Origin of the sequence: Bacillus sp. TH25, from assembly GCF_016650935.1 — a bacterium.
Taxonomy (GTDB): Bacteria; Bacillota; Bacilli; order Bacillales; family Bacillaceae_G; genus Bacillus_A; species Bacillus_A mycoides.
In genome coordinates this window covers 34,406-46,491 of the sequence record NZ_JAEKEU010000020.1, presented here as the reverse complement: position 1 = coordinate 46,491, position 12,086 = coordinate 34,406, and the positions used below count along the sequence as shown (strand labels likewise).

General features: G+C 33.1%; 13 protein-coding genes and 4 pseudogenes. 11 read left to right on the top strand and 6 right to left on the bottom strand.

What is annotated here, in order from left to right; genetic code table 11:
- Positions 1-247: 247 nt before the first annotated feature.
- A pseudogene (locus JFT89_RS13225) lies at positions 248-340 on the top strand (YitT family protein); the annotation flags it as partial.
- On the opposite strand, the gene JFT89_RS13220 reads toward JFT89_RS13225, so the two are convergent.
- Both JFT89_RS13220 and JFT89_RS13215 read right to left on the bottom strand, forming a co-directional pair.
- On the bottom strand, positions 337-804 hold the full coding sequence (locus JFT89_RS13220; protein WP_201040144.1) for a MarR family transcriptional regulator: 468 nt from the start codon (positions 802-804) through the stop codon (positions 337-339). The pseudogene JFT89_RS13225 and the gene JFT89_RS13220 sit on opposite strands and share 4 nt — an antisense overlap.
- A gap of 161 nt (positions 805-965) precedes the next feature.
- Positions 966-1,091: pseudogene (locus JFT89_RS13215) on the bottom strand (transcriptional regulator); the annotation flags it as partial.
- 2 nt (positions 1,092-1,093) lie between these two features.
- On the opposite strand from JFT89_RS13215, the pseudogene JFT89_RS13210 reads away from it, so the two are divergent.
- The 3 genes and pseudogenes from JFT89_RS13210 to JFT89_RS13200 all read left to right on the top strand — a co-directional run.
- Positions 1,094-2,158: pseudogene (locus JFT89_RS13210) on the top strand (multidrug effflux MFS transporter); the annotation flags it as partial.
- Positions 2,159-2,295: 137 nt separating this feature from the next.
- Entirely contained in the window at positions 2,296-2,844 is a 549-nt protein-coding gene (locus JFT89_RS13205; protein WP_201040143.1) for a hypothetical protein, read from the top strand.
- A 535-nt stretch (positions 2,845-3,379) separates the two neighbouring features.
- Entirely contained in the window at positions 3,380-4,771 is a 1,392-nt protein-coding gene (locus tag JFT89_RS13200) for an amino acid permease (protein ID WP_002165326.1), read from the top strand.
- A 48-nt stretch (positions 4,772-4,819) separates the two neighbouring features.
- On the opposite strand, the gene JFT89_RS13195 is transcribed toward JFT89_RS13200, so the two are convergent.
- Entirely contained in the window at positions 4,820-5,839 is a 1,020-nt protein-coding gene (locus tag JFT89_RS13195; RefSeq protein ID WP_201040142.1) for a zinc-binding alcohol dehydrogenase family protein, read from the bottom strand.
- A gap of 307 nt (positions 5,840-6,146) precedes the next feature.
- Between JFT89_RS13195 and JFT89_RS13190 the strand changes: the two genes are divergently transcribed.
- The 4 genes from JFT89_RS13190 to aiiA all read left to right on the top strand — a co-directional run bounded on the left by JFT89_RS13190 (position 6,147) and on the right by aiiA (position 9,063).
- Positions 6,147-6,476 carry a PadR family transcriptional regulator gene (locus JFT89_RS13190; RefSeq protein WP_002165328.1) on the top strand — a complete coding sequence of 110 codons (330 nt, stop codon included), beginning with the start codon at positions 6,147-6,149 and terminating at the stop codon, positions 6,474-6,476.
- Entirely contained in the window at positions 6,463-7,026 is a 564-nt protein-coding gene (locus JFT89_RS13185) for an HAAS signaling domain-containing protein (protein ID WP_002066387.1), read from the top strand. The genes JFT89_RS13190 and JFT89_RS13185 overlap by 14 nt, the downstream gene beginning before the upstream one ends.
- The gene (locus JFT89_RS13180) at positions 7,016-7,888 is read left to right on the top strand and encodes a DUF4097 family beta strand repeat-containing protein (RefSeq protein ID WP_201040141.1); all 873 of its coding nucleotides are present in this window, start codon (positions 7,016-7,018) and stop codon (positions 7,886-7,888) included. The genes JFT89_RS13185 and JFT89_RS13180 overlap by 11 nt, the downstream gene beginning before the upstream one ends.
- A 422-nt stretch (positions 7,889-8,310) precedes the next feature.
- Positions 8,311-9,063: a quorum-quenching N-acyl homoserine lactonase AiiA gene (aiiA, locus tag JFT89_RS13175; RefSeq protein WP_002066390.1), complete on the top strand. Its 753-nt coding sequence runs from the start codon at positions 8,311-8,313 to the stop codon at positions 9,061-9,063.
- A 41-nt stretch (positions 9,064-9,104) separates the two neighbouring features.
- Here aiiA and JFT89_RS13170 read toward each other — a convergent pair whose 3' ends face one another.
- The 3 genes from JFT89_RS13170 to JFT89_RS13160 form a co-directional block, all read right to left on the bottom strand.
- Positions 9,105-9,584, bottom strand: a complete 480-nt coding sequence (locus tag JFT89_RS13170; protein ID WP_201040140.1) for a hypothetical protein — start codon at positions 9,582-9,584, stop codon at positions 9,105-9,107.
- 104 nt (positions 9,585-9,688) lie between these two features.
- Positions 9,689-10,153 (bottom strand): DMT family transporter, encoded by a 465-nt coding sequence (locus JFT89_RS13165; protein ID WP_002014128.1) that lies wholly within the window; start codon positions 10,151-10,153, stop codon positions 9,689-9,691.
- A gap of 13 nt (positions 10,154-10,166) precedes the next feature.
- Positions 10,167-10,589 carry a DMT family transporter gene (locus JFT89_RS13160; RefSeq protein WP_002066391.1) on the bottom strand — a complete coding sequence of 141 codons (423 nt, stop codon included), beginning with the start codon at positions 10,587-10,589 and terminating at the stop codon, positions 10,167-10,169.
- Between the two features lie 134 nt (positions 10,590-10,723).
- Between JFT89_RS13160 and yeiL the strand changes: the two genes are divergently transcribed.
- The 3 genes and pseudogenes from yeiL to JFT89_RS30660 all read left to right on the top strand — a co-directional run.
- A complete protein-coding gene (gene yeiL / locus JFT89_RS13155) occupies positions 10,724-11,416 on the top strand; it encodes a transcriptional regulator YeiL (RefSeq protein ID WP_201040139.1) in 693 nt (230 codons plus the stop codon).
- A gap of 13 nt (positions 11,417-11,429) precedes the next feature.
- Positions 11,430-11,783 carry a glyoxalase superfamily protein gene (locus tag JFT89_RS13150; RefSeq protein ID WP_201040138.1) on the top strand — a complete coding sequence of 118 codons (354 nt, stop codon included), beginning with the start codon at positions 11,430-11,432 and terminating at the stop codon, positions 11,781-11,783.
- Between the two features lie 42 nt (positions 11,784-11,825).
- A pseudogene (locus tag JFT89_RS30660) lies at positions 11,826-12,003 on the top strand (metallophosphoesterase family protein); the annotation flags it as partial.
- Between the last annotated feature and the right edge of the window lie 83 nt (positions 12,004-12,086).

The following is a 12,086-nucleotide window of genomic DNA, read 5'->3' as shown; positions in this document are numbered from 1 at the left end:
TAGCTAAACAAAACAAAGAAGAGCAGGATTGCTAAATGAAGAATCCTACTCCCCGTTTTGTTTAGTCGCTTTAAGACTTAAACTAAAACGAAGGTAGGGAGAATTGATGGACGAGAGGATTATTCGTTATTTCTTCAGCGACATATAGCGTAGTTAGTTTTTTCGTAAACTAACTGAAAGCTACATGTGAGCTCGTAGTTAGTTTACAACACCAAAGGACTACTAACTACGGAAAGAAGGAATAACGATGAGGAACATCCAAAGTCGACAAATTATTAAAGAAGTTTTTATGGTTTTAATCGGTTCATTTATATTAGCAGCAGCGCTATATCACATTCACTTAATATGTACACCTTGTTTCTTTATTTCTGTATCCAAATGTCTACTATACTTTTCCACGAAGCTAAGTATACTATCAAATTCTTCCTCGGTTACTTGATCAAACACAACTTTATCCCGTTCTTCAAACTCTTTGTGCAGATCCTCATGTATTTTATAAATTACTTTCCCTTGTTCAGTAAGCCTAAAATAGATTTCTTTCTTATTATCCGACTTCTGATAACTTTCGATAAGGCCTTTTTTTATAAGTTTTTTAGTTATTCTACTTATGGCACCGCGAGTCATATAAAAGGACTCCGCAAGTTTTGTCACGTTAGAATCTACATTTTTTTCAATGTATTCGATACAATGTACTTCAGAAGAATTATAACCCTTAAGACTGTCTTCCATCTTATCCTTATTAAGCCAAACAATCTTATTATATAAGTCCCTGAAACCCACTATGACCTTTTCTTCTTTATTCATGTCCTGTCCTCCTCCCCGTTGGTGCATTAACAATATTATATTTATTTTTTGTTTCTATTCCAACTCTAATTAAAAAAGAGAGTCAAAAGCATGTTAAGCACCAAGAAACTCAATGTCACTTGAACAAGACTTTGTCTACAATCTGAAACACTTATCTCTTTTCATTCTATCTCCATCAACCGTTTCGCCTCAAAATACAACACTTGAATAAATTTCTTCGTATTAATTCGTATATGGCCAGAAGTTGCTACTTCATCCTTTGTCATTTCTGTCATTCGTTTTCTAACTGTTAACGCTTAGTGTTTATTTTGCTGGATTTGCTTTAGGTGTATTTTTTATTGGATGGTTATCAGATATAATTGGTCGTCGCCCAGCAATGTTATTTGGAATTGTAGTATATGGCGCTGGAAGTTTCTTATGCTATATTGCAAATTCTATTGAATTTTTATTGTTTAGTCGTTTTATTCAAGCATTTGGAGCAAGTGCTGGTTCAGTTGTGACACAAACGATTCTTCGTGAAAGTGTAGAGGGGCATAAACGTCATGTTATGTTTGCTCAAATTTCGGCAGTCATTGCTTTTACACCAGCGATAGGTCCACTAATTGGGGGCTTTCTTGATCAAATGTTTGGATTTAAAATAGTATTTTTAAGTTTAGTTGTTATGAGTGTTGGGATTTTGTTATATACGTTCGTTTCACTTCCGGAAACAAAAACGGACGCAATAACGGGTAAAATAAATGTATTTTCTGTATTAAAACGGTTGATTACAAATCCGAAAGTAGTAACATATGGGTTATTAATTGGAGGAGCGAATGGTGTTTTATTTAGCTATTATGCGGAAGCGCCGTTTATCTTTATTGAATACTTTCAGTTATCACCTAGTATGTACGGGTTTCTAGGAATTGTTGTCGCTTCCGCTTCTATTATTGGAGCGAAAGTTTCAAAGCGGTTACTTGCTACTTATAAACCAGAGAAAATTATATATATCGGTTCTCTTGTAATGGCAGGGGGAGCTATCCTCTTAACTGTTATTACTTTATTTGGATCAAATCCAAACATAATATATATGATTGGATTTTTAGTAGCGATGTTTATATTGCTATTAGGAATTGGGGTAGCATTACCTAACTGTTTAAGTTTAGCATTAGTAGATTTTCAAGATGTCATTGGTACAGCTGGAGCATTATTTAGCTTAGGGTACTATGTAATTGTAACGATGACAATTTTGGGAATGAGTCAGCTGCATACGGGCTCGTTAATAGTGATGCCACTTTATTTTCTTGTTATTGTAGTTATAATGATGGTGTTTACTAAGGTGTTTATTTTTGGTAAGAAAACTTCAAAATCGATTTAAATATGAAATCGTAAAAGAGTCTCATTTTTTAATGAGACTCTTTTATATTTTATGAACATAACTATAGGTATGAATATGTAATTAATATTAAAATATAACAAAGTTGTATAGTTATAGTTATTGGGGAGGGTGAAACTATGTTAATGAACCTAGTATGCGCTCTACTAATCATTTCCGGACTTATTATAGTTGTAAGAAAAAATTTCATTTTAAATCATTATCTATGTAATTTAATTACATTCTTTTGTGCTTATATGACATCACCTACCTACGTATTAGAGCAACTTTCATTAACAAAAACAATGTTTATACTATGTTTGTTGTTTATAACTTTTGTTCTTGTATACTCACATTTCGATATTAGAGGGCTAACTTTTAATGATTATACAGTATTTAATCTGCCTTCTAGACGAGTGAATATATTAGTGAAAGAAGGGCTTACTGAAGCGGACATAGAATTTACTTTGAATAAAAATAATATATATTTATCAGGATCTCCTGTGAAAATCCGAATATTACATAGACCGTTACATACAACTAATATTTTATTTAGGAAATGTCCAGAGAATATGAGGACAGAAATTAAAGGTATTATTGAGAAAAAGATAAAAGCTGAAGAAAAGAGTTTTCCGCTTTCAGGTGTAGTGTTGATTGTATTAAGTATAGTTATATTTTTCTTAAAATAGGAGATGGGAAAGAGAAAATTTATATGTAAGTATTGGGTAAACAAGAGAGGGAGAAGTTAGTAATATTATAGTTTTACTGATATATTAAATTCCCTGCATGATTTGTTAATCAAACATGCGGGGAATTATATTATGAACTATAAAGATTGAAGTACATGAGGTATGAAACCGAGGCGGATATTTTCTCCTCGGTTATTTATATTGTAATAATATTCACACTAGAATCATATTGAATAGATGTATTTTATTGTTAATTTAGTTAAAAATTAATCAAACTAATATATAATAATTTACTGAAAAAATAATTGAACTTTTCAGATAAATGAATTAATATGAAGTGAGCAATTTTAAGTTTTATAGAAAATAGGAAGATGAGGGGTTTTGGAAATTTTATAAGAGGCAAAATGAGATTTTAGGATAGCTTTAAAGTTAGTCTAAAATGACGTTTGTTTCATCATTTTCAGGGCCAAACAGGAATTAGGGACACCATCTTACTTTAAATGCGGCTATGAATCATCTAAGAGGGGGAAATGAAGTGGCAAACAAAGAATTGAAACGAGGTTTAGAAGCACGTCATATTCAAATGATTGCTTTAGGCGGAACAATTGGTGTTGGTTTGTTTATGGGGTCAGCCAGCACGATTAAATGGACAGGTCCGTCAGTAATGCTTGCATATGCAATCGCAGGTGTTTTCATCTTCTTCATTATGCGTGCCATGGGAGAAATGTTGTATATGGAGCCAAGCACAGGTTCATTTGCGACATTTGGTCACAAATATATTCATCCGTTAGCTGGTTATATGACAGCGTGGAGTAATTGGTTCCAGTGGGTTATTGTTGGGATGTCAGAGATTATCGCAGTTGGAGCGTATATGAAATATTGGTTCCCGGATTTACCGGCTTGGATACCTGGTATTATCGCGATGGTTATTCTTGGTGCGGCTAACTTAATTTCGGTTAAGTCATTTGGTGAATTTGAATTTTGGTTTGCGATGATTAAAATCGTTACGATTTTATTAATGATTATTGCCGGATTCGGCCTCATTTTCTTCGGAATTGGGAATGGAGGAGAAGCAATCGGCATATCTAATCTTTGGGCAAACGGCGGTTTCTTCACAGGTGGTTTTTCAGGATTTTTCTTTGCATTATCACTTGTAGTTGGGGCGTATCAAGGTGTGGAATTAATCGGGATTACTGCTGGTGAAGCGAAAGATCCGAAGAAGACACTTACTAGAGCAATTCAAAGTACAATTTGGCGTATTTTAATTTTCTATATTGGTGCTATTTTCGTTATTGTAACTGTTTATCCTTGGGATCAATTAAGTTCAATTGGTAGTCCGTTCGTAGCAACTTTTGCGAAGGTTGGTATTACGGCAGCGGCGGGACTTATTAACTTCGTTGTTATTACAGCCGCAATGTCTGGTTGTAACAGTGGTATTTATAGTGCTGGACGTATGCTTTATACACTAGGTGTAAATGGACAAGCACCGAAATACTTTACGAAGATCTCTAATAACGGTGTACCTTTATTCGGTACAGTTGGTGTAATTATCGGTTTAGCGGTTGGTGTTGTTTTAAGTTATATTGCACCGAAAAACTTATTCGTATATGTATATAGTGCGAGTGTACTTCCTGGTATGGTGCCATGGTTTGTCATTTTAATTAGTCAAATTCGTTTTAGAAAAGAAAAGGGAGCAGAGATGAAAGATCATCCATTCAAAATGCCATTTGCTCCTGTTACAAACTATTTAACAATTGCCTTTTTAATTATGGTATTAATCGGAATGTGGTTTAACGATGATACACGTATTTCACTAATTGTAGGTATTGTTTTCTTAGCTATCGTAACAATTAGTTTCTATGCTTTCGGAATAGGGAAACGAGCTCCGTTAGATGTTAAAAATGATCAAGAGGTTTCAAGTAAATAAAGGTAATACAAAAGTCCGATTTCTTATTTAGAAATCGGACTTTTGTTATTAAAATTTTTCCAATACAATCTTTCCAATTGTACGTCCACTTTCAAGTAATGCATGTGCTTTTTTAAGGTTTTCTGCATTAATTGGTGTTAACGTATCATTTAAAGTAGTTTGAAGAATACCTTCATCTAATAGCTCGCTTACTTTATTTAATAGTTCGTGCTGTGTACTCATATCACCAGTTTCATACATCGCTTTTGTAAACATAAACTCCCAAACGAATGTAGCACTTTTACTTTTTAAAATTCCCATCTCAAGAGGGTGTTCATTTTCTACGATAGAGCAAATTTTACCTTGTGGTTTAACGATGTCACCCATCGCGTGCCAATGCTGATCAGTATTGTTTAAGCAGAAGATATAATCTACATCTTTTAGCCCAAATTCTAATATTTGATCTTTTAAAGGTTGGTGATGATTAACTATATAATCGGCACCGAATTTTTCAACCCAGTGTATGGTTTCGCTGCGGGATGCAGTTGCGATTACGTTTAGTCCAGCCCATTTAGCTAACTGAATAGCAATCGAGCCAACACCACCAGCTCCGCCGATAATTAAAATGTTTTTAAATGAATTTTCATCTTTCTTATTATAATCAATCCCTAAACGTTCAAACAAACCTTCCCATGCGGTAATGGCTGTTAAAGGAAGTGCTGCAGATTCAGCATCACTTAACGTTTTTGGTTTTTTACCAACAATTCTTTCATCAACTAAATGGTATTCACTGTATGTACCTTGCCTTGTAATACTTCCAGCGTAAAACACTTCATCGCCCTCTTTAAATAACGTACAACCATCGCCAGTTTGCACGACAACACCACTAGCATCCCAGCCAAGTATTTTTGCTATATCTTCTTTTTTATCTTTCGGAGATCGAACTTTTGTATCAACTGGATTAACGGAAATAGCGTTAATCTTTACAAGTATATCTCTTCCTGTGGCAACAGGTCTTTCAACTTCAATATCAATTAAACTGTTTTCTTCTTCAATAGGTAAGTATTCATGTAAACCAATTGCTTTCATTTTTATTCCCTCCATTAAAGTAAGAGTCTTTTTCTCTTTTATTATAGTAGGTAAAGTGTCATTATGTAAAAAAGTTGAGTCCTTTCCATTTTGTTAAAGGCTTGTTTCAGCCTCATTTAGAACTTTTTAAATGGAGAGGAGCCATCGTTTTGATTTTATAAGCGTCGGATGAAAGGTATACTTATTTTTCCAGTGTACCTTGCAATGAACAATACCAAGTGTTATATTATACTTGTAGTTACTTATTATAAAACAGTACTAAACAATAAATAGTAGTAGATGCCAATTAGAATAGGGTGAATGAATATTGAATGTACAATTTAAAAAAGGAGTTTTAGAACTTTGTGTTCTTGTCTTACTTGATAAGCAAGACCGTTATGGGTATGAATTAGTTCGAAGTATTTCCAATCAAATTGAAATATCAGAAGGGTCTGTTTATCCTCTACTTCGTAGATTAACTAAAGAAGAATATTTTACAACGTATTTACAGGAGTCTTCAGAAGGGCCTTCAAGGAAGTATTATAAACTGACGGATAAAGGTAGAACGTATTTGTACCAACTTTTGGAGGAATGGAATGAGTTCTCACAAGGTGTCAATCAATTAATAAAAGAAGGTGTACGTAATGACGAAAGATAAATTTTTACAACAATTAAACGTATCTCTAAAAAGATTATCTGAAAAAGAACGTGCAGATATTTTAAAAGATTATGAAGAACATTTTACTTTCGGATTAGAGGAAGGAAAAACTGAAGAAGAAATTACAGCTTCATTAGGTTCGCCAGCTCAAATCGCCAAAGAGTTATTAGCAGGTTATCATATTGAGAAAGTAACAGCGAGTGCAACAACAGGAAATGTTTTTCGGGCAATTTGGGCAGTAATTGGATTAGGATTTTTCAATTTAGTAATCGTGCTTGGACCTGCAATTGCAGTAGCCGCATTGATTTTTTCGGGGTGGGCTCTAGGAATCTCATTTTTGTGTTTACCACTGCTTGTTATTGTTGATACCATTGTGCATCCAAATACATTCTTACTTTTTAACCTTTTCGTTTCTTTAGCACTTTGTGGACTTGGATATTTCATTGTAATCGCTATGTTATCTTTAACGAAGCTAGCAAAGAATGGATTTGTTCGTTATTTAAAGTTCAATATAGCACTAGTAAAAGGTGGTTTTAAGCATGATAAATAAAAAGAAACTTTCAATCATTGCAGGTATTATTTTCATTATTGGGATTGTGGGAAGTCTATTCACTTATCGTTCAATTGCCACAGTACCAATTTCAGAAGAAAAGGTCATTAACAATAATAATGTGTCAAGCGTCATTATCGATACGAATAACGTGCGTGTTAACATCAATCCTACAACAGAAAGTAACATGAAAGTAACATTAGATGGGGAAGTAAATCCTAACATAAAAAGAACATTAGCTACGGATGAAAAAGATTCAACGCTTCTCATTTCTTATAAAGAAAAACAACAGAGTTGGTTCAACTTCAACATTTCTGAAGTATTGGTCCCATTAACATTAAATGTCTATCTGCCTGAAAAACAATATGATTCATTAAAAATTTCCAATAACAATGGTTACGTTTCTGCAAAACAACAAAATACAACGCATTTTGATATCAATACAAGCAATGGGCGTGTTGAATTAAGAGAGATCAATTCGCAAAAAATTAATGTGGAAACAAATAATGGAAGTATGGACTTTAAAGATATAACGGCGCAAAATATTCATGTGAAATCGAATAATGGACGAATAATGCTAGATCATGTTGAAGGTGAACTAGAAGGGCAATCTAAAAACGGAAGTCTTTCTCTTAAAACAAATGAACTTGATCGAAATCTCAATTTTACGACTCACAATGGCAAGATTAATATTGAAACTGAAAAAGAACCAACTAATGTTCAATTTAATGTCTCTGTCGACAATGGAAAAGCGAATATCCTGAATAAATATAATGGAAATACCGTTATTGGGAAGGGAGAAAATCAAATTAAATTAAACACACATAACGGAAGTATTTCAGTGAAAAAGCATGGAAACTAAAGTAGCATATTACTCTTGAAAATTTTCGCTCATCACATATAAAGAGCATGCAAATCAATAATAAATAAGCAAAATAGCCGACTCCTTTTTTAAAACATGTAGGTAGTCGGTTATTTTATGTCCAAAATTCGTTTTAACGTCTTGGTTTCGACGACTCAATCATTTCTCTGAAAATATCAAATATATTCTGTCTTCAGAGAACGGTAGTGTTATTATAAGAAAAAGTGATACTTTTATCTTATATACTTAAAGGAGGATTGGATTTCTGCATAGGCTTTCCAGTATCACTGGATTTGGAATGAAAAGTTGTGAACAATTGAAAAGATAATAGTTGAAATAATGAAAGGTGAGAAGGAGTTTATTTCTCATAAGCGAAATATAGTATTGTTTTATCCTAAATTATTTGTAAAGGTGGATACATAATGACAGTAAAGAAGCTTTATTTCGTCCCAGCAGGTCGTTGTATGTTGGATCATTCGTCTGTTAACAGTACATTAACACCAGGAAAATTATTAGACTTACCGGTTTGGTGTTATCTTTTGGAGACTGAAGAAGGACCTATTTTAGTAGATACAGGTATGCCAGAAAGTGCGATTAATAATGAAGGCCTTTTTAACGGTACATTTGTTGAAGGACAGATTTTACCGAAAATGACTGAAGAAGATAGAATCGTGAATATTTTAAAACGTGTTGGTTATGAGCCGGAAGACCTTCTTTATATTATTAGTTCTCACTTACATTTTGATCATGCAGGAGGAAATGGTGCTTTTACAAATACACCGATTATTGTGCAGCGTGCTGAATACGAGGCGGCACAACATAGTGAAGAATATATGAAAGAATGTATCTTGCCAAATTTGAAATACAAGATCATTGAAGGGGATTATGAAGTCGTACCAGGAGTTCAATTATTGTATACACCAGGACATACTCCGGGGCATCAGTCACTATTCATTGAGACAGAGAACTCTGGCCCAGTGTTATTAACGATCGATGCATCGTATACGAAAGAAAATTTTGAAGATGAAGTGCCGTTCGCTGGATTTGATTCGGAATTAGCTTTATCTTCAATTAAACGTTTAAAAGAAGTTGTTAGGAAAGAGAACCCAATTGTTTTCTTTGGACATGATATAGAGCAGGAAAAGAGCTGTAAAGTGTTCCCTGAATATATATAAATAGAAAAAGTCATGGGCCTAGTAGCTCATGACTTTTTCTATTAAATAACCTTTTTAAATAAGTTATATACTTTTTTCGAATTACCTTCATTTAATTGATAATAAGTAAGGTCTACGTCATCAGGAGTGTTTTGATGGGCAATCATAACTTCACTACTGTTGTTATCTACTATCCAAATTAAATATTGTTTATAAGTTCCATCTTGGAAAGTAATCCACATGTTACAATCTACTAAATCAGAACCTTCTTCATCTAGCGTTAAATCGCCTTTTTTTGCTGTATCCATACTGTTAATGAATGTTTTTAATTCATCTGTTTTTGTAAGGAAGATAGATTTTTTTGTCTTAAGCGACTCTACATGTATATCTTTTATTTCCTGTTTTCCTAAAAAAACAGGAGGTGCATCTGGGTCTCTTTGAGTTGAAATAATAGTAGCTTTCTTCTTTGGTTTACTTGCTGTATAGAGATCTTGAATAGATTTTCCAGAGTTTAAAAACCATACGGTTCCAAAAATAATCAATGCGCTACCTAGCAGTAAAATGATTTTCTTAATAGAATATTCTCCTCTCTATGGCTTCATGTGAAGAGCTTTTCTATTAATATATGATAGGTAAGCGTAAAGTATTATAGTTGAACGTGGTTATGCTTCACGGTTTTTATAGGGCGATCAACGAGTAAATTGTAAGTAAGCCCTATTAATACGAGAATTCCACCGATAATTTTTCCGGTTGATAGTTCGTGTGACAGGAAGAAATCGATGATAGTCCCCGTAAACAATTGTCCGATAAAGATGAGTAACGTTAAATAAAATGCTGATATTTTAGGAGTAATATAGTTTGATAATGAGATGACGATAACGCCTACTAATCCGCCTAAGTATACAGCGATAGGTATGGATTGTAACGTATGACTAGAAATATACAACGAATCTGAACTGAAAATTAAAAATAACATGGAGAAAAATAATCCAGTAATATAATTGAAAAATGTGCCTTCCCAATTTCCAATTTCCTTTGCTAAATTCGCGTTAATAATTCTAGCAACAACGATAGAAACACCAGCTAAAATAGCGATACAAATATATAACATTTTTTTACCTCCATTAGTAAATTGTCATGACTATAATTCCAGAAGAGATGAATACTAATCCAATTAATTTTTTCTTATCAAACTTCGAAACTTTCATTCCTAATAAACCGAAATGATCAATAACTATGGAAGCGATGGATTGACCAAGTAAGCTTAATGCAATCGTAATAGAGGCACCAAGAGCAGAGAAACTTATATTATTAAAAAGAACAGTGAATACTCCAATTGCCCCAGCGCTATATAAAAAAAGTGGAATACCTTTATCAAAATGGATTTTATTTTTGTTAAGGATTAAAACGAAAATAACTGCTATTAAACCGACAAGATGAATGACAACACTCGCTGTATAATTACCGATTATTTCAGATAAAATCCCATTCAATGGGAGCATAATGGCAATAAGCACACCAATAAAGACAGAAAGAAAGTTATACAATGTAATATCCCCTTTTTATATTTCATATTTGTAATGACTGTATCATGCTGAAATTGTGTATTACTATGACATATGTCATAGTGAAAGAAGAAAATTTTGTTTACAATTGGGATGAGTTGTAAAGGTGGGGGCCTATGAAGAAAGTATGTAATTCTAATAAATTAGCAGAGTATATGAAACAAAATAATATTGATTCATTTTTTAGTAGTGATATGAAACCATATATGGAACTTATATTTTTTAAAAAGAATGAGTTCATTTGCAGAGAAAACGAAGAGATAGATTATTTATATTTCTTTGTTGAAGGAAAAGCGAAAGCGTTTAACACATTAAGTAACGGGAAATCTGTATTATTATGTTTTTATGACAGTTTGCAGTTGCTAGGAGATGTAGAGTTAATTCACTCTCAAAGAATCAATTCAAACGTACAAGTTATGGCAGACTCATATTGTGTTGGGCTACCTTTAGGGAAAGTGAGAAACCAATTATTTCATGATGCGAAATTTTTGAGATGTATTTGCGGTTCTTTAGCCCATAAATTAAATCGACTTTCAAAAAATAGTACAATTAATTTACTGTATCCACTTGAAAATCGACTTGCGAGTTACATGTTAGCAGCAGGGGAACGCGCTGTTCAGCACGGGAATCGAATTGTGTTTAGTGGGAATTTAACGGAAACAGCTGAATTGCTAGGGACGAGTTATCGGCATTTATTACGTACATTAAATGTTTTTTGTGATAAAGAAATTATAAAGAAAAGCAATGGTTGTTTTGAAGTGATGAATGTAGATGTTTTGCGGGAATTGGCGGCGGATGTTTATAAATAGGAGGGGATTATAAATGATTACACCTATATTTAGAATTTTTGATATTGAAAAGGCTCAGTTATTTTACTTTAATTTTTTAGGATTTAAACTGGATTGGGAACATCGGTATGAGGAAAATATGCCATTATATATGCGAATTTCGTTAAATGATACTGTAATACATCTATCTGAACATCATGGGGATGCTTCACCAGGCGGTGCAATTCGTGTGAAAATAGAGGATTTAAAAAGTTATTATGCTATTTTATCAAGTAAAGATTATGCGTATTCAAAACCTGATATAGAGAGAACACCTTGGGATACAATTGAATTAACTGTGATTGATCCGTTCTCAAATAGAATTACATTTTATGAGGAAAGGGTTTAGAAATTGAGGTGTTATAAATAATTTATCAAAGTAGGGGTTACAATGAAGAGAAAAATAGCGATGATTTCAGATATTCATGGGAATAGTCACGCTTTAAAGGTGGTATTAAAAGATATTCGAAATGATAATAAATTTAGGTGATAGTGTGTATGGGCCGTTAGATCCTTTGGGGACAATTGAAATATTAATGAGTAACGAGATGATACATATTAAGGGGAGTTTACTTTATAGTGAACTGCTCTTTTTTATTTTGGATAGATATTGAATTATAAAAAAAAAAATGTTATGATTATCGAAACGCAT